This is a genomic window from Mesorhizobium sp. CA6, assembly GCF_020165035.1.
Classification (GTDB): Bacteria; Pseudomonadota; Alphaproteobacteria; order Rhizobiales; family Rhizobiaceae; genus Mesorhizobium.
The window spans coordinates 299432-317295 of the sequence record NZ_JAIUHI010000002.1; the positions used below are offsets into that span (position 1 = coordinate 299432).

Genomic DNA, 17864 nt, shown 5'->3' on the forward strand with positions numbered 1-17864 from the left:
AGAGGCAATTCAACGCGCGGCAACGGCCAACGTCTCCAGTTGCGCGAAGGCTCGCGCTCGCGATATCTCTTTTGCAAATCCCCTGCCCTTCCGGTCACGATCGTGACCACCCAAAATCCGAACCCAATACGGAGCGTTCCCGATGTCAGGCAAGAACTGGGACAGAGTGCCGATCGACGCGCAGAGCGTCGACGCTCCGCTCTCGACGGCTGCGATTTTCCTTGTTGTGACCGTCGGCAGCGACGAGGCCGCGCTTTCGAATGTCGCTTCGGTGCTGGGCGAGCTCGACGATCTCGTCAAGAACGTCGGCTTCCGCGACTTGTCGGGACGCCTGTCCTGCATCGCCGGCATCGGCGCCGCGCTCTGGAACCGTCTGTCGCCCGGCCGCCGGCCGCGCGAGCTGAAACCCTTCGCGCCGATCAAGGGCTCGGCGCATTCGGCGCCCTCGACGCCGGGCGATCTCCTCTTCCACATCCGCGCCGAGCGGCCCGACATGTGCTTCGAGCTCGAGCGCATCCTGCTGGACCGCCTGGCCGGCAGCGTGACCGTCGCCGACGAGGTGTCCGGCTTCCGCTATTTCGACGCGCGCGACCTCCTGGGCTTTGTCGACGGCACCGCCAATCCGACCGGCCTCGACCTGCCCGCCTCTGCTTTGATCGGCGACGAGGACGGCGACTTTGCCGGCGGCAGCTATGTCGTCGTGCAGAAATACCTGCACAACATGGCAGCCTGGAAAGAGACGCCGACGCATGTCCAGGAAGAGATCATCGGCCGCACCAAGATCGACAACATCGAGATCGATGACGACGACAAGCCGCGAAAGTCTCACAAATCGCTGGCTACCATCGAGGACGATGCCGGCAACGAACACGACATCTTGCGCGACAACATGCCGTTCGGCCGCCCGGGTCAGAACGAGTTCGGCACCTATTTCATCGGCTATACGCGCTATCTGTGGGTGATCGAGAAGATGCTGCAGCGCATGTATGTCGGCGAGCCCCCCGGCGCCTATGACCGGCTGCTCGATTTCTCGACCCCGCATACAGGTACGACCTTCTTCGCGCCGACACGGCCGATGCTGCAGAAGCTGGCCGAAGGGGCACAGGAATAAGCGACCGCAAGGCGCCGCAGCGGGTCGATCAGTCGTTCATCGCTTCGATCATAGCCTTCAACACCGCTCCCTTTCGCAGGCCTACCCGGAAATCTCGCGCGATGAATTCCAGGGTCGACTCGTGGAACGTGAGAATGAAATGCCGGCGACCGGAAAACAGCTCCGGCACATGGCGCGGGTGAACCCGGTTCGCTTTTTCCAGAGAAGCAATCCAAGACGAATTGAGGACCTCGAACGCGGAATATGGCTGCAGGCCGAGCGCGTAGAGCCGATGCCCGCTGAGCGCCTCGTCGTTTGGCGGGCCGAATTGGAATGCGACATAAGGGTCCATCGTCAGGATTGCGACGGCCTCCCCCTCCGCAACTGCTGAAACCGAACGCGGACTGGTGACGTCGAAGGACGGGTCGGGACCATTGGCGATGTAGGCGACCAGCAGCCGCTGTTCATCTGCGAAAACATGCGGCAACGGAGCGCCCGCCGATACTGACGGCAGGTCGATCGGCAGCAAAGCTTCTACCGCGGCCATGACTAGTGTCCTGCGCCCGGCAGGATCTTGCCCGGGTTCATGATGTTCAGCGGATCGAGCGCCTGCTTGATCGTGCGCATGACATCGACGCCATGGCCGAGCTCGTGGCGGAGGAAGCCGACTTTGCCCTGGCCGATGCCGTGCTCGCCGGTGCAGGTGCCTTCCATGGCGATCGCGCGCATGTTGAGCCGGGCGACGAATTTCTCGGCGAGCGCGATCTCTTGCGGGTTGTCGACATCCATCAGCACCAGCACATGGAAATTGCCGTCGCCGGCGTGGCCGACGATCGGCGCGACAAGCCCCATCTCGGCAATGTCGGCCTCGGTCTCCGTGACGCATTCGGCAAGCCGCGAGATCGGCACGCAGACGTCGGTCGACAGCCCCTTGGCGCCGGGGCGCAGCGTCAGTGACGACCAATAGGCGTCGTGCCGCCCCTTCCAGAGCTTTGTCCGCTCTTCCGCGACGCTGGTCCATAGGAACGGCCCGCCACCCTGCTCCTCGGCGATCATGCCGAACATCTCGGCCTGCTCGGCGACGCCCGCGTCGCTGCCGTGGAACTCGACGAACAGGCACGGACTCTCCGGATAGTCGAGCTTGGAATAGTTCTTCATCGCCCGCATCTGCAGCGCGTTCACCAATTCGATGCGCGCCACCGGGATGCCCATCTGGATGGTCGCGATCACCGTGTTGCAGGCGGCCTCGAGGCTCGGAAACGGGCAGACGCCGCCGGAGATCGCCTGCGGAATGCCCTGCAGCCTCAGCGTCAGCGAGGTGATGACGCCGAGCGTGCCTTCGGAGCCGACCAAAAGCCGCGTCAGGTCGTAGCCGGCCGAGCTTTTCTTTGCTCGCTTGCCGGTCGTCACCGTCTCGCCGTCGGCCATGACGGCGGTCAGCGACAGCACGTTTTCGCGCATCGTGCCGTAGCGCACCGCGTTGGTGCCGGACGCCCTGGTCGCCGCCATGCCGCCCAGCGACGCATTGGCGCCAGGATCGATCGGAAAGAACAGGCCGGTATCGCGTAGGTGCCGGTTAAGGTCCTCGCGCGTCACCCCGGGTTCGACCGTGCAGTCGAGATCCTGCGGATTAACGGCGAGAATCCGGTTCATGCGCGACGTATCGATGGAAATGCCGCCGCCCGGCGCATTGGTGTGGCCCTCCAGCGAGGAGCCGACGCCGAAGGCGATGACAGGCACGCGGTGGGCGGCGCAGGCGCGCACGATCTCCTGCACGTCCGCGCTCGTCTCGACGAAAGCGACACCGTCCGGCGCCTGGGTCGGGATATAGGTGGTGGTGTGCGCGTGCTGGCCGCGGATCGCCTCGCCGGTCTGGAAGCGCTCCCCGAAGCGCTGCTTGAGAATGCCGAGCACCGCGGCGATGCCTTCCTCATTGCGTTCGACGGGATTGAGGTCGCTCAAAGCCATGATTTCCTCCGCGAATGGACCAGTGGCCACGCTTGTAGTGCAGCTATGAATGATGCCTAAAGCAATCCTAGGAAAAGTGCCAAGCGATTAGGCTCGGCGACTTTGCGCCAGAGCAGCGAGAATCTTAGCAACCACGCCCCGTCCAGCGACCATCGAGGAAAACCAAAATGACGATCCCCGCACCGATCATTTCCGGCCCAATGGCGATCGAGAAGGAATGGATCGACTATAACGGCCATCTCAATATGGCCTACTACAACGTGCTGTTCGACCGCTGCTCGGACCAGGCGTTCGAGTTGATGGGCATGGGGCCGAACTACGCCAAGGAGCGACGCCTCACCATCTACACGGCCGAAGTTCACGTCTGCTACGTGCAGGAGTTGCACCTCGATCACAAGGTCAACGTCTCGTTCCAGCTGATCGATCATGACGAGAAGCGGCTGCGTGCCTATCAGGAAATCCGCCACGTCGACGGCTGGCTGGCGGCGACGTCCGAATCGCTATCGCTGCATGTCGACATGGAAGGACCGAAGGTCGCTCCCTTCCCCGCCGACGTGATGGCCCAGGTCGAGGCCATGCGCACCGCCCATGCCGGACTGCCGATGCCGGAGCGCGCCGGCCGCTCGATCGGCATCAAGCGCAAGGGCGCTTGAAAACCCGCACGCCCGCGTTAACCTTACCAAGGTTTTAACGTGAACAAGTCGGTTGAGTCCGTTGAACGACTCACTGGCGCGTTCGAAAACCGCCGTACCGGGTTTGCGCGGGGGCGGCTGGCAGAATGCGGTGCGAGGACAGTGCATGAAAACCGACATCAAGGTCGAAGTGGAACGGTTGGCGGCCGATCCACGCATCACCGACTATGATTTCTGGCGATCGCTGAAGAACGTCAACAATGAGATCTTCCACATCGCCAACAACAACGAACCCATCCCGTTCGACATGATCCGCTGGCGCATGATTCTGAAGCAGGCGCGCATGAAGCGCGGCCACGCTTGATTCATCGTCGCTGTCTCATCCTCCCTGACCAGCTATAGCTGCCGAGTCATAACCGCCGAATCAGGGCTGCTTGAACCCGCACAGAGGTGAGCGCGGCTTGACCGGTGACGACTGGATGATCGCGGTGTTGGTCATCGCATAGGGAATGATCCGGTCGATCACCCGCTCGAGCTCGCTCACCGAGCCGACATGGGCGAGCGCGATGAAGCAGTCTTCGCCGGTTACCCGGTCGCATTGCGCGATTTCCGGCAGCTCGCGGATGATGTCCGCCACCACAGAAAGCTGTCCCGGCACCGGCCGGATTCTGAGCCATGCCGACAGCCTCATGCCGAGGGCAGCCGGATTGATCCTGACTGTATAGGCTTCGATCACGCCGTTATCCTGCAGCTTGCGGATGCGCTCAGCCACGCTCGGCGCCGACAGCCCGACCGCGCGCGCCAGTTCCGCCGTGCTGATGCGCGCATCCTTTTCCAGGAACCGCAGGAGCTTCAGATCGATCGCGTCCAGATCGACATTTTCACTTCGAAGGTTTTTCAAGCCAAACCTCTTCCATCAGAAAGCAAACCGTCAATCAGGCCATTCATCACACATGTAATCCACGAGTTTCGCCTGCGATAATGCTCACATGAAAACGCAAACGCAAATTCCAGCTGCAAACCGGGCCGCCGCCGATGCGCACCCCGCTCTCGCCGGCCCCACCATGCTTGCTGGAATGGCCAACGCGTTGCCGCCGCATGTCTGGTTCTGCGTCAGCGCCGTGTTCCATTATCTCGGGCCGGCCTTCGCCGTGCTGCTTTTCGCTCAGGTCGGCGTGCTCGGCATGGCCTGGCTGCGCATCGCCACCGCCGCTCTCATCTTCGCCCCATTGACCAGGCCTTGGCGCGTTTTCGCCGGCGCCGATCGCGCTCAACGACTTCTGCTGCTCGCATTCGGCATCTGCCTGGCGGTGATGAACTGCTCGTTCTATCTGGCGCTCGACCGGTTGCCGATCTCGCTGGTGGCGGCGATCGAATTCGTCGGCACGATCGCGGTCGCGCTGGTTGGCCTGCGCAGCCGGCGTAACTTTGCCGCGCTCGCCATTGCCGTTATCGGCACCTTGCTGCTCATCGACGTGAAATGGTCCAGCGATCCGGTCGGCTTGTTCTGGGCCTTTTTGAACGGCGCCCTCTTCGTCGGCTACATCGTGATCGGTCACCGCGTCGCCCAGGCAGGCATCGGCATCGGTGGCCTCGGCGCCGCTATGGCGGTCGCTTTCCTCGCCGTGTTGCCCATTGGCTTTCGCGAGGCGCTGCCCGCCTTCGCGTCGCCGCAGCTGCTCGGCGCCGCGATCGGCGTCGGCATCTGCTCTTCGGTCATCCCCTACATCTGCGACCAGCTCGCCATGGCGAGGTTGCCGCGCGCGAGCTTCGCATTGATGCTCTCGCTCCTGCCGCTCACCGCAACGCTGATCGGCGTCATCGTGCTGCGCCAGGTGCCAAGCCTCACCGATTGCTTTGGCATTGCGCTGGTGATCGCCGGGGTGGCCATGCATAAGCCGGTGGCAAATACATGAATTGTTCGACTAGGCGAGCTTCTCCTTAAGAAACGCCGCCGTCCGGTCCCAGGCGAGATCGGCGGCTTTCTTGTCATAGCGCGCGGCCGAGGTGTCGTTGTTGAAGGCGTGGTTGGCACCCTCATAGACATAGACCTTGTATTCGACATGGGCGGCGTCGAGCGCCTTCTTGTAGGTGTCGATGCCGGCGTTGGTGCGTTCGTCCAACCCGGCATAGTGGAGCAGCAGCGGCGCCTTGATCTTTTGAGCGTCCCCGGCCTCGGGCTGCATGCCGTAATAGGCGACGCCGGCGCTGAGGTCGGGCGCATGGACGGCGAGTTGGTTCACCGCGCCGCCACCCCAGCAGAAGCCGACCGCCCCGACCTTGCCGTTGCCGTCCTTGAGGCCCTTGAGATAGGCGATCGTCGCCACGCCGTCGGCGGCGACTCTGGCCACGTCGAGCTTGGTGAACATGTCGCGCGCCTTGTCCTCGTCGGAGGGCGTTCCGCCAAGCGGCGACAGGAAGTCCGGCGCCAACGCGATGAACCCCTCCAGCGCCACGCGCCGGGTGACATCGCGGATATGCGGGTTCAGCCCCCTGTTCTCGTGGATGACGATGACGCAGCCGAGCTTGCCTGACTGGTTCGCGGGCTTGACCAGATAGCCCTTCATCTCGCCGCTTGAGCCGGGATAGGTGATGTCCTCGCCCTTAACGCGGCTGTCGTCCTCGGCGACGATCGCCGCTTGAGCGGAATTGGCCGCCAGCATCGGCGCGATCGCGGCCGCCGCGGCACCAGAGCCCGCCAGCTTCGTCAACTGCTCCATGAAGCGGCGGCGGTCGAGCGTCAGATGCGTGTATTCGTCATAGGCATCGATCATCGCCTGCGTGATGACAGGCTGCGTGACGACAGGCTGAGTGACGATGGGCTTGGCAACGGGGCTGGTCATGATTTTCCTCGACGGTTGGCGGTGGACCGCAAGATAGGGTCGAGTATCGCATGGTCCAGTCACGCCCCGGTGACGACCCATATGGGCGGAACCCTGGTGGAGCCAACCCGCCGTCGCGCCGACAAGCCAGCGCGATTCATCACATTTTGGTCATTTCCGAAAGGCTTGATGGTGCTGTCACATTAGGACGTGAAGTTGCCTGAGCGCCCTACCGAAACGAATGACGAAAAGGGGAATGCCATGAACATCCAGGATATCATCAACACCGTTTCCTCGAAGGCCGGCCTCGACGAGCCGACCACCGAGAAGGTTGTCGGCACCATTTTTTCCGTGCTCGAGCATGAGGCTGAAGGCACCAGCATTTCGTCCTTCTTCAACCAGATCCCCGGCGCCGGTGAGTTGGCCCAGAAATATGACGTGATGGCCGCCGGCGCGGCGGCCAATTCGGGCGGCGGACTTCTGTCGTCACTGCAGGGCGCGCTTGGCGGCGTTCTGGGCGAAAAGGCCGGCGCGCTGATCAACGGCATCGCCGCGCTCAAGGCCTCCGGCCTCGACATAGCGCAGATCCGTCAGGCCGGCGAGACCTTGATCAAGCAGGCCGAGGTTGCCGCCGGCCCCGACCTCACCAATCAGGTGCTGGACCAGGTGCCCAGCTTGCGGGGTCATCTCGGGCTTTGAAGCATTCCGAACCGGTCTTGAGCGGCTCGGCCTTTCGACGGCAAAGCTGATCCGCTTTTGACGACCGAAGACCTCCCACCGGCGAAATCGATTAGTCCACCTTATGGGGAACAAGATAGTTCGTAGTCTTTGTGCCTCGGGTGATTGTTAGGGCGGAATATCCAGGCGGCAGTGAGATAGTGGGCTGTATGTTTCGTCCTTGGGACCAATGCTTGTGATGTGCGACTTCAGTCGGAACCGATAGCCCGACTGGGGACTTGCGCCAGGAACGAACCAACCGACCCTCCGTTGACCCACTGCCGGAAGCTCCCGCTACAGCGGTTGAGCACAAAGCAGAGGCTCCAGCGCTGGCGGGTTACGCGCTGGAGCCGTCTTAAAAGGTTGGAGCGAGAAAATGAAAGACTATCGGAACAGTGTCCTGGAGGCTCGTTGGCTTCTCGCCGTACCCGCGTCGCTTCTCCTGACCGTCCTGCTGGCCGGCTTCTTGCTTTCGTAGCAGGCCGGCCTCGTCCTGTCCTATTTCGGCAGCGTGTAGGCCATCACGTAATCGCCCGGCTTGGTGCCGACCGAGCCGTGCCCGCCGGCGACGATGACGACGAACTGGCGGCCGTCGGCCACCGTATAGGTCATCGGCGTCGACTGGCCGCCCGCCGGCAGCCTCGCCCGCCAGAGCTGCCTGCCGGTGGTGAGGTCGTAGGCGCGCAGATAGTCGTCCACCGCGGCGCCCAGGAAAGCGACGCCGCCAGCCGTGATCATCGGCCCGCCTATGCCGGGAACGCCGACCTTCAGCGGCAAAGGCAGCGGCGTCATGTCGTAGACGGTGCCGTTGCGGTGCTTGTAGGCGATGTTTCCCGTCTTGAGGTCGACGCCGGCGACATAGCCCCAGGGCGGCGCCTGGCAGGGAATGCCGAGCGGCGACAGGAACGGTCCCATCACCACCGCGTAAGGCGCGCCTTCATTGCGGTTCAGCCCCTGCTCGCTGCCCTTGGTATCGCCCGGCGGCGGCACGTCCGCGCGCGGGACGAGCTTCGAGGTGAAGGCGAGGTAGGTCGGCATGCCGAACATCACCTGCCGCACCGGATCGACCGCGACGCCGCCCCAGTTGAAGACGCCGAAATTGCCGGGATAGATCAGCGAGCCCTGCAGCGAGGGCGGCGTGTAGCGTCCCTCATAGCGCAGCTTCTTCAATTCGATCCGGCACGCCAGTTGGTCGAACATGGTGATGCCCCACATGTCGGCGCCGGTCAGCGGCTTGGGATTGAAGGACAGGTCCGAGGCCGGCTGCGTCGGCGAGGCATGATCGCCCTCGATCGCGCCGCCGGGCGCCGGCACGTCCTTCACCGGGATGATCGGCTCGCCGGTGCGCCGGTCGAGCACGTAGAGATCGCCCTGCTTGGTCGGCCCGACCAGCGCCGGCACGACGCCGTTCGCGGTGGTGATGTCGACCAGCGACGGCTGCGCCGGCACGTCCATGTCCCACAGATCGTGATGCACGGTCTGCCGGACCCAGCGCAATTGCCCGGTGTTGAGATCGAGCGCGGTGATCGAGGAGGAGAATTTCTCGACATTGGCGCTGCGGCCCATGCCGAGCTGGTCCGGCGTCTGGTTGCCGAGCGGAACGTAGAGCAGTCCCAGCTTCTCGTCGGCGCTCGCCGTCGACCACATGTTGGGCGAGTTGTGGGTGTAGGTTTGCCCGGCGGGCAGCGGCGTCGTCGCGTCCGGATTGCCGGAATCCCAATTCCATAGCAGCGCGCCGGTGCCGGCGTCGAAGGCGCGGATGACGCCCGACGGCTCCTCGGTCGAATAATTGTCGTTGACCGCGCCGCCGACGATGATCTTGCCGGCGACGATCAGCGGCGCCGACGTCGAATAGTAATAGCCCGACTTCGGATAGGGCATGTTGGCCATCAGGTTCAGCGTGCCGCCCTCGGCGAAGGACGGACACACCTGCCCGTTCGCGGCATCGAGCGCGATCAGCCGGGCGTCCGACGTCGGCAGATAGATGCGCTGTGCGCAAGGCTGGCCGGCGGCGATCTTGGCGTCGGCGTAATAGGACACGCCGCGGCAGGTCTGGTGCTGGCGGTTGGGGTCGAGCTTGATCTTCGGATCGTAGCGCCACTTCTCCTTGCCGCTCGCGGCATCGATGGCGATGGCGAAATTATGCGGCGTGCAAATGAACAGCGCATCGCCGATCTTCAGCGGCGTCACCTGATAGGTCGTCTCGCCGATATCGTCGGGGCCTTTCACGTCGCCGGTGCGATAGGTCCAGGCCGGCTGCAGCTTGGCGACGTTGTCCGGCGTGATCTGGTCGAGCGGCGAATAGCGCTGGCCGAAGGGCGTGCGGCCGTAGAACTGCCACTCGCCGGCCGGGATGTCGCCGCCGAGATTGGCGGCCGTCGCCGCCTTTTCGGTGCTCAGCGTGCCGCCGATATCCATGGGATCGGCGGTCATCGAATAACCGGCGACCGCGAGCGAGGCGAGCACGGCCAGGATCAGCGGCGCGCGTCCGTCCGGCCCCCGCAGCCCCCGCATTGCCCACGGCGTCAAAAGCCACAGGGCAATGAGCACGATGACGCCGCCGCGCGGACCGAGCTGCCACCAGTCGAAGCCGATTTCCCAGACTGCCCAGCACAAAGTGGCGAGCACGAACAGCGCGTAGAGCCAGAGCGAGGTCGACCTGCGCCTGAACAACAGCCAGGCGGTGATCAGGAAGACCAGGCCGGCGATCAGGTAGTACCAACTGCCGCCCAGTGCGATGAGCCAGATGCCGCCGCCGCCGAGAATGAGACCGATGAGGAAAAGGACAAGGGAGGTGATGGTGACAGCCAAGACGGTGCTCCTTCGACTGTTGCGCCTTTGCGGCCGCTCTCAGGCGACGCCGAGCCGTCCCTGCCCTGCGGCAGCTTTCCCTCACCCGCTCCGGCTGTCAAGTTGGGGGCAGACACGCGAAACTAGAACAAACCGTAGACAGTTCTGGTCTTTCGCTGCCGAATCACTACATTCGGGAGCGATGTCGGGCTTTTCCGAAGACATGCCTTTTTTCGATGAACCGAATGCGCGGCCGGCAGCGGCTCCATCCGGCATAGCCGCGCGCGCCATGGCCGCCCGCAGCGGCCAGAACGGCGTGCCCGATTATCTCAAGGGCCTGAACCCGGAGCAGCGTCTCGCGGTCGAGACGACCGAAGGCCCGGTTCTGGTGCTAGCCGGCGCGGGCACCGGCAAGACGCGGGTGCTCACCACGCGCATCGCTCACATCCTTGCCACCGGCAGGGCCTTCCCCTCGCAGATCCTGGCCGTAACCTTCACCAACAAGGCCGCGCGCGAGATGAAGCAGCGCATCGGCATCCTGATCGGCGAAGGCAATGTCGAGGGCATGCCTTGGCTCGGCACCTTTCACTCGATCGGCGTGAAGCTGCTTCGCAGACATGCCGAGCTCGCCGGGCTGAAATCGGATTTCACCATTCTCGACACCGACGACGTGGTGCGGCTGATCAAGCAACTGATCCAGGCCGAAGGGCTGGACGACAAGCGCTGGCCGGCCAAGACCTTCGCCCAGATGCTCGACAACTGGAAGAACAAGGGCCTCGGCCCGGACGAAATAGCGGAAGGCGATGCGCGCAGCTTCGGCAACGGCAAGGGCCGCCAGCTCTACAAGGCCTACCAGGAACGGCTGCAGACGCTGAATTCCTGCGACTTCGGCGACCTGCTCTATCACCCGATCCGCATCTTTCGCGCCTATCCGGACGTGCTGAAGGATTACCACCGCAAGTTCAAATACATCCTCGTCGACGAGTATCAAGACACCAACACCGCGCAATACATGTGGCTGCGGCTCCTGGCGCAGAGGCCGCATTCTGGGCGCAGCCCATCGGCCGAAGGCCGCAAGCCCGACCGGGCGTCGGCCGGCCAGGCCGCCCCCGCGGAGGCCAGCGAGCGAAGCGAGCGCGCGGCCGTGAGCGAGAACAAAGTCAACATCTGCTGCGTCGGCGACGACGATCAGTCGATCTATGGCTGGCGCGGCGCCGAGGTCGACAACATCCTGCGCTTCGACAAGGATTTTCCGGGCGCCACCATCATCCGGCTGGAGCGCAACTACCGGTCCACCGCGCATATTTTGGGCGCGGCCTCGCATCTCATCGCCCACAATGAAGGCCGCTTCGGCAAGACGCTGTTCACGGACCGCGACGACCCCGAGGACGACAAGGTTCACGTCCACGCCGCCTGGGACTCGGAGGAAGAGGCTCGGGCCATCGGCGATGCCATCGAGGCCTACCAGCGCCAAAAACACAATCTCAACGACATGGCGATCCTGGTGCGCGCCTCCTTCCAGATGCGTGCCTTCGAAGACCGTTTCATTACGCTGGGCCTCAATTACCGCGTCATCGGAGGCCCGCGCTTCTATGAGCGCCTGGAAATCCGCGATGCGTTGGCCTTCTTCCGCGTCGTCGCCAATGGCGGCGACGACCTCGCCTTCGAGCGCATCGTCAACGTGCCGAAGCGCGGATTGGGCGAAGCCACCATCCGCCAGATCCACGACACGGCGCGGGCCATGCGCGTCCCGATGCTCGAGGCCGCCGCAACACTTGCCGAAAGCGACGAGCTGAAGCCGAAGCCGCGCGCCGCACTGCGTGAGGTCGCGGCCAATTTCGAGCGCTGGCAGAAGGCGCTGGAAACCACCCCGCACATCGAGCTTGCCGAGACCATTCTGGAGGAAAGCGGCTACACCGATATGTGGAAGAACGATCGTTCGGCGGAGGCGCCCGGGCGGCTGGAAAACCTCAAGGAGCTGATCCGCTCCATGGAGGAGTATGAATCGCTGCGTTCCTTCCTCGAGCATGTCGCGCTGGTGATGGAGGCCGAGCAAGGCGAATCGGAGGATGCGGTCTCGATCATGACCCTGCATTCGGCCAAGGGCCTCGAATTCGAGACCGTCTTCCTGCCCGGCTGGGAGGAAGGCCTGTTCCCGCATCAGCGCGCGCTGGATGAAGGCGGACGCTCCGGCCTCGAGGAAGAGCGCCGGCTCGCCTATGTCGGCCTGACGCGGGCGAAAAAGAACCTGCACATCTGGTTCGTCTCCAACCGCCAGATTCACGGCCTGTGGCAATCGACGATCCCGTCGCGCTTCGTCGACGAATTGCCGGAAACCCATGTCGATATCGCCGACAGCGGCAACAGCTACGGCGGCTATGGCAATCCCTATGGCGGCGGCTCGTTCGCCTCCGGCCGCGGCGGCGGACGACAGAACCCCTACGGCGCCTCGCGCTTCGACAATATCGGCGCCAAGGACCAGGGCAGCTTCTCCAACACCTATGCCACGCCCGGCTGGCAGCGCGCGCAGGCGAACCGCACCGAGGCGACCGACCGCAACTGGGGCACGCGCTCCGGCCACCAGGTCGAGCGCATCGGCTATGGCGAAACCGATTCGGGCTACGGCGCCGGCCGCACCTCGGTGAAGGGCCGCACCATCGAGGGCGAGCTGGTCGCCAAATCCGTCGCCGACACGCCGTCCGCCTTCAATGTCGGCGACCGCGTCTTCCACCAGAAATTCGGCAACGGCAACATCGCGGCCATCGACGGCAACAAGCTCACCATCGATTTCGACAAGGCCGGCCAGAAGCGCGTGCTGGACGGGTTTGTCGCGCCGGTGTGACCGGCCTCCTCACCTGTACCGCGCCTGGTTCCACTTATGGCCGAGCAGCGACAGGATGATGATCAGCCCGTTGAAGAACTGCACGTAGAAGCCGCTCAGGCCCGCCGCCACCACGCCGGTCTGGATGAACGACACCGTAACTGCGCCGATCGCGCCGCCGACCACGGTGCCGATGCCGCCCCAGGTCGGCGTGCCGCCGACGAACACCGAGGCCAGCACCGGCAGCAGATAGCCGTCGCCCGCCGTCGGCCACCAGGTGAAATTGATCATCACCGAGAAGGTGCCGGCGATCGCCGCGCCGATCCCGACGAAGACGAACACCTTCACCCGCACCCATTTGACGTCAATGCCCATCTGTCTTGCGCTGTCGGGATTGTCGCCGACCACTTTCACTTGAGCGCCGAAGCGGTGGCGGTTGTAGAGCAGCGCCGAGAAGACGACGAAGGCGATCGCCCAGAAGACCTGCACCGGGATGCCCCAGACCTGGCTGGAGAAGATCTTGTAGGCCGAGCTGTCGGCAAGGCCGGTCAGCGCCGTCGACCTGCCTTCGTTGATGATCTGGATCAGCCCGCGCAGCAGGAAGTTCATGCCGAGCGTGGCGATCAGCGACGACAGCCCGCCATAGACGACCAGCGAGCCGACCAGGAAGCCGAGCAGCGTGCCGGTAAGAAGCGCCGCCGCGATGCCGATAAACGGATCGTAGCCGGCCTGCACCACCAGCGCGAAGACCCAGGAGGCAAAGCCCATTGTCGCGGGAAATGACAGGTCGATCTCGCCGCAGGTGACGACGAAGACCAGCGGCACGACCACGAACAGCGCCACGGGAAGCGTCGTCAGCACCGAGCTGTAGAGATACCAGGTGGTGAAGACGGTGGGGTTGGCGATCATGAACACCGCCATCATGACGATGAACACCGCGAGCGTGCCGAGCGAGGCGCGGTTGTCGATGACGAAGCCGCGCAGCCAGTGATTGGACGGATGGCTCCATTCCTTGGCCGGTCCGTTGGCCGCCTTGCCGCTTGCCGTTCCCAGAGGCGTTTGCAGATCGGGTTCCATCGCCTTGCTCATTGCGCTCCCTGCTCCGCGTCCTCATGCAGTCCCGGCAATCCGCCGGGGTGTGCTACGTCTTCCATGAAATTGATGAGGTCTTCTGCCGACTTGACCTCGTTGCGGTCGGCCGCGAGCGCCACCTTGCCGCGGTCAAGGACCACGAAGCGGTCGGCAATGTCGAAGACATGGTGGATGTTGTGCCCGATGAACAGGATCGAGCGGCCGCTCGCCCGCACCTGGCGCACGAAATGGAAGACCTTGGCGGTCTCGGTCAGCGACAGGGCCGTGGTCGGCTCGTCGAGGATGATCAGTTCCGCCTGCTTGTAGATGGCGCGTGCGATCGCCACGCCCTGGCGTTCGCCGCCGGAAAGCTGGCCGACGATCGAGTGCGGCGTGAACACTTTCGAGGTGAAGCCGATCTCGCGCATCAGCCGGCTGGCCTCCTCGATCTCCTTGTCGACCTTAAGCCAGCCCATGAAGCTGGTCAGCTCGCGACCCATGAAGATGTTGCGCACGATGGTCTGCTGCACGGCCAGCGCGCGGTCCTGGAACACCGTCTCGATGCCGGCGTCGCGCGAGCGCGCCGCGCTCCACCCGGTGACCGGCTTGTCGCGCACCAGGATCTCGCCGCTGGTCGGCTTGACCACGCCGGACAGGATCTTGATCAGCGTCGACTTGCCGGCGCCGTTGTCGCCGATAAGGCCGACCACCTCGCCGCGGTCGACACTGAGGTTGACCCCGCCCAGCGCATAGACCTGGCCGTAGGATTTCTTGATGTCGCGCAGTTCGATGATGCGTTCGCCCATGCGATCCTCGCTGGAATTGTCTGTCTGCCGGTCATCTCGCCGGCCGGGCAATAATCCCGGCCGGCGGCTTGGGAGGTCAACGCAATGCTTGCTTGGCGAGCTCGGAGACGATCTCATAGTTCTGCGGCGTGACGAAGCCGGCGCCGGTGTCGACATTCATCGGCGCCAGCCCCAGCACCACCTGCTGGCAAAGGCTGAGGATCGGCAGATAGCCCTGGAGGAACGGTTGCTGGTCGGCGGTCAGTTGCACCCAGCCGCCCTTGAAGCCTTCGACGATCTGCGGACTGGTGTCGAAGCCGAAATTGAAGATGTCGCCCGGCTTCCTGCCCGCCGCCTGCATGTAGGTGGCGACATTGCCGAGCATCTGGCCGCCGGGATAGCCGACCGCCTTGACGTCGGGGTGGTTGAGCAGTGCCGCCGTGATCACCGGAATGGCGAGGTTCGGATCGGACGCCCATTCGCCGCTCGGTGGCGAGGACAACTGGATCACCTCGACGCCCGCCTCCTTTAGGGCCGCGACAGTGCCGCGCTCGCGCGCGCCGCGGTTCTCGTTCTCGAACGGACCGATCATGATCGCCTTGTCGCCCGCCTTGAGCTTGCCGAGCTTGAACGCCTCGGCACCGAGCGCGCGGCCTTGCTGCTCCTGCTGCGCGCCGACATAGCCGCCGCCGAACGCCGCCACCACTTTCGGCACCGGCACGTTCTGGTACATCATCTTGATGCCGTCCTTATGCGCCTGTTCGGCCAAAGGCATGATCGCCGCGTCGCCCGGATGGCCCATCATGGCGATGCCCTGCGGCTTGACCGCGACCGCCTCGCGCAATTGCTGCACCATCTTCTCGACGTCCCACTGGGAGAAGATGTAGTCGACCTTCGGCCCGAGATCGGCCGCCGCCTGCTTGGCGCCATTATAGACGATGGTGCCGAAGGCGTCGCCCTCGGCGCCACCGACGAAGAAGCGGATGTGTACGTCCTTGCACCATTGCGCGTCGAGCGCGTGCGCCGGCAAGGCAGAGATCGAGGCGCAGAGCGCCGTGGCAGCCGCCACGACGGTCGAGCGCAGAACAGTCCTTCTGGTCGTCATGCACGTTCCTCCCTTTTAGATCCCTCCCGATGGAGGGTTTCGAATTGATCTGCGTCCTCGGTCGGCCGGCTCCTCCCGCCGGCCAATCCTCACATCGAATCTGGCCTCAAGCCGGATTGGGCACGTAGCTGTTCCCTCCCCGGCATTGCTTCAGATAGTCGAGCGCGCGCGCCTGTCCGGTGATCTCGAGGTCGCCGCGATAGACCGGATCGTGCCAGCCCTCGATGTCGATGGCGCCCTTGTAGCCGGCCAGCCGCAACTCGCTGATCACCCGCGTCCAGTCGCTGTCGCCGAAGCCTGGCGTGCGCATCTGCACGAAAGGCAGTCGGCCGAACACGCCATGCTCGCGGATGACGTCCCAGCGCACCGTCGCGTCCTTGCCGTGGACATGGAAGATGCGCTGCGCCCATTTGCGGATCTGCGGTATCGGATCGATCAGATACACGAGCTGATGGCACGGCTCCCATTCCAGCCCGAGATTGTCGTTTGGCAATTCGTTGAACATCAGCTCCCAGGCGTCCGGGTTATGCGCGATATTCCAATCGCCGCTCGCCCAGTTGCCGTCCATCGCGCAATTCTCGAAAGCGATGCGCACGCCCTTGTCGGCGGCACGCTTGGCCAGCGGCCCCCACACCTCGCGGAAGCGCGGCAGGCTGTCGGTCAGCTTCTTGCCTCGGATGCGGCCGGTGAAGCCGCTCACCGTCGACGCGCCGAACAGATGCGCATTGTCGATCACCGTCTCCCAGGCCGCCAGCACACCGCGATCGACCTCTCCATTCTCGAGCGGGTTGCCGAACACCCCGATCGAGGACACGGTCACATCGGCATCGCCGATCGCCTCGCGGATCTCGCCCGCCAGGCGCTTCAGGTCCTTGCCGCCCAGCGTCTGCCAGAAGAAGGGCTGGATGCTCTCGAAGCCGAGCGGCAGGATCTGTCTGACGTATGCGGCCGGATCTTCGAGATTGGCCCGCACCATGGTGCCGATCCTGATATCGAGAAGCGGGTTTGCCGTCATTGTGCTTCCTTGGCGATTGTCACGCGCCGCCCGCTCTCCGCGCTCTCGATGGCGCCGAAGACCATGGCCAGGCTTTTGATGTTGTCGGCGCCGCGCGTCTCCGGCTCGGCGCCGGTCTCGATCGCGTGCATGAAATCCCGGATGATGCCGAGATGGCCGTCGACACGGTCGGCGGGATCGAGCGGCGGCACTTCGATGGGCTGGGTCTTGTCGATGATCCCGTCGCGGCCGGACGCAATCACCTCCGCCTTCAGCCCGTCGTGGCCGTCCCACAAGAGGCTGCCGCGCTCGGCGACGATGCGCCAGCTTCCCTCCCAACTCGTGCGGAAACCGTCGGCGCACCAGGAACCGGCATAGGTGAAGACCTTGCCGCCGCCGAGGTCGAAGACGGCGCTGGCCGACGACCCCTGCCGATACCAGGAATTCACGGGTTCCCATTCCTGGCAATAGACGCTGGCCGGCTCGCCGGCGACCATGTAACGCGCGGCATCGAACGTGTGGATCGCCATGTCGAGCAAGAGCACATGGGCCATCTCCTCGCGAAAACCGCCGAAATGCGGCGCGACGAAGAAGTCGGCGTGGATGCTGGTCGGCTTACCGATGACGCCGGAGTCCAGGAAGCGCCTGATGCGCCTGACATTGGGGACATAGCGGCGGTTCTGGACGACGGCGTGGATGCGCCTCGCCTTGCGCGCTGCCTCGACGATGGCGCGCGCATTCTCGGGGCTGTCGGCCAGCGGCTTCTCGGTGAGCAGATGGCAGTCGTGCGCGAAGGCCGAAAGCGCGACCTCGCGGCGTGCGGCGGGAACCACGACGTCGAACACGGCATCGGGCTTGGTCTGGTCGAGGACGGCGTCGAGGTTGGTGCCGATGATGGCGTCGGACAGCGCGTATTCGCGCGCCCTCGCCTGGGCCCGCTCGGCATCGAGGTCGACGAGGCCGACAATGGCGAGCCCGTCGATCTGCTTCACGGCATCGAGCCAGTGCTTGCTCATCGCTCCGCACCCGGCCAGGACGACCCTCATCATCCAGCGCTCCTCCTCCGCCG

General features: G+C 64.3%; 16 protein-coding genes. 6 read left to right on the forward strand and 10 right to left on the reverse strand.

Translation table 11 applies throughout. From position 1 onward, the window contains the following. Window positions 1–142 precede the first annotated feature (142 nt). Window positions 143–1111 (forward strand): Dyp-type peroxidase, encoded by a 969-nt coding sequence (locus tag LB526_RS03670; protein ID WP_224626176.1) that lies wholly within the window; start codon window positions 143–145, stop codon window positions 1109–1111. A gap of 28 nt (window positions 1112–1139) precedes the next feature. On the opposite strand, the gene LB526_RS03675 is transcribed toward LB526_RS03670, so the two are convergent. Beyond that, complete coding sequence (locus LB526_RS03675; protein ID WP_224626179.1) at window positions 1140–1637, reverse strand: hypothetical protein; 498 nt, start codon at window positions 1635–1637, stop codon at window positions 1140–1142. Window positions 1638–1639: 2 nt separating this feature from the next. Next, the gene (locus tag LB526_RS03680) at window positions 1640–3058 is read right to left on the reverse strand and encodes an FAD-binding oxidoreductase (RefSeq protein ID WP_224626181.1); all 1419 of its coding nucleotides are present in this window, start codon (window positions 3056–3058) and stop codon (window positions 1640–1642) included. A gap of 167 nt (window positions 3059–3225) precedes the next feature. On the opposite strand from LB526_RS03680, the gene LB526_RS03685 reads away from it, so the two are divergent. After that, window positions 3226–3711: a thioesterase family protein gene (locus LB526_RS03685; protein WP_224626185.1), complete on the forward strand. Its 486-nt coding sequence runs from the start codon at window positions 3226–3228 to the stop codon at window positions 3709–3711. 145 nt (window positions 3712–3856) lie between these two features. Next, the gene (locus LB526_RS03690; RefSeq protein ID WP_140839787.1) at window positions 3857–4054 is read left to right on the forward strand and encodes a hypothetical protein; all 198 of its coding nucleotides are present in this window, start codon (window positions 3857–3859) and stop codon (window positions 4052–4054) included. A 60-nt stretch (window positions 4055–4114) separates the two neighbouring features. On the opposite strand, the gene LB526_RS03695 is transcribed toward LB526_RS03690, so the two are convergent. Continuing rightward, entirely contained in the window at window positions 4115–4591 is a 477-nt protein-coding gene (locus LB526_RS03695; RefSeq protein WP_224626188.1) for an Lrp/AsnC family transcriptional regulator, read from the reverse strand. 88 nt (window positions 4592–4679) lie between these two features. Between LB526_RS03695 and LB526_RS03700 the strand changes: the two genes are divergently transcribed. After that, window positions 4680–5606 carry an EamA family transporter gene (locus tag LB526_RS03700; protein WP_411967066.1) on the forward strand — a complete coding sequence of 309 codons (927 nt, stop codon included), beginning with the start codon at window positions 4680–4682 and terminating at the stop codon, window positions 5604–5606. A gap of 9 nt (window positions 5607–5615) precedes the next feature. On the opposite strand, the gene LB526_RS03705 is transcribed toward LB526_RS03700, so the two are convergent. Then, window positions 5616–6533, reverse strand: coding sequence for a dienelactone hydrolase family protein (locus LB526_RS03705; RefSeq protein WP_224626190.1), 918 nt, complete (start codon window positions 6531–6533; stop codon window positions 5616–5618). Window positions 6534–6773: 240 nt separating this feature from the next. On the opposite strand from LB526_RS03705, the gene LB526_RS03710 reads away from it, so the two are divergent. Continuing rightward, complete coding sequence (locus tag LB526_RS03710; protein ID WP_224626192.1) at window positions 6774–7211, forward strand: hypothetical protein; 438 nt, start codon at window positions 6774–6776, stop codon at window positions 7209–7211. A 516-nt stretch (window positions 7212–7727) separates the two neighbouring features. Here LB526_RS03710 and LB526_RS03715 read toward each other — a convergent pair. Continuing rightward, complete coding sequence (locus tag LB526_RS03715; protein WP_224626194.1) at window positions 7728–10040, reverse strand: glucose/quinate/shikimate family membrane-bound PQQ-dependent dehydrogenase; 2313 nt, start codon at window positions 10038–10040, stop codon at window positions 7728–7730. Between the two features lie 181 nt (window positions 10041–10221). Between LB526_RS03715 and LB526_RS03720 the strand changes: the two genes are divergently transcribed. Then, window positions 10222–12861 carry an ATP-dependent helicase gene (locus LB526_RS03720; protein WP_224626196.1) on the forward strand — a complete coding sequence of 880 codons (2640 nt, stop codon included), beginning with the start codon at window positions 10222–10224 and terminating at the stop codon, window positions 12859–12861. 9 nt (window positions 12862–12870) lie between these two features. On the opposite strand, the gene LB526_RS03725 is transcribed toward LB526_RS03720, so the two are convergent. The 5 genes from LB526_RS03725 to LB526_RS03745 form a co-directional block, all read right to left on the reverse strand. Further along, window positions 12871–13929, reverse strand: coding sequence for an ABC transporter permease (locus tag LB526_RS03725; RefSeq protein ID WP_224626197.1), 1059 nt, complete (start codon window positions 13927–13929; stop codon window positions 12871–12873). Continuing rightward, window positions 13926–14717, reverse strand: a complete 792-nt coding sequence (locus LB526_RS03730) for an ATP-binding cassette domain-containing protein (protein ID WP_140543322.1) — start codon at window positions 14715–14717, stop codon at window positions 13926–13928. The genes LB526_RS03725 and LB526_RS03730 overlap by 4 nt, the downstream gene beginning before the upstream one ends. Window positions 14718–14793: 76 nt before the next feature. Next, window positions 14794–15801 (reverse strand): substrate-binding domain-containing protein, encoded by a 1008-nt coding sequence (locus LB526_RS03735; RefSeq protein WP_224626199.1) that lies wholly within the window; start codon window positions 15799–15801, stop codon window positions 14794–14796. Between the two features lie 106 nt (window positions 15802–15907). Continuing rightward, the gene (locus LB526_RS03740; RefSeq protein ID WP_224626201.1) at window positions 15908–16816 is read right to left on the reverse strand and encodes a sugar phosphate isomerase/epimerase family protein; all 909 of its coding nucleotides are present in this window, start codon (window positions 16814–16816) and stop codon (window positions 15908–15910) included. After that, window positions 16813–17844 (reverse strand): Gfo/Idh/MocA family protein, encoded by a 1032-nt coding sequence (locus LB526_RS03745; RefSeq protein WP_224626203.1) that lies wholly within the window; start codon window positions 17842–17844, stop codon window positions 16813–16815. The genes LB526_RS03740 and LB526_RS03745 overlap by 4 nt, the downstream gene beginning before the upstream one ends. Window positions 17845–17864: the final 20 nt, after the last annotated feature.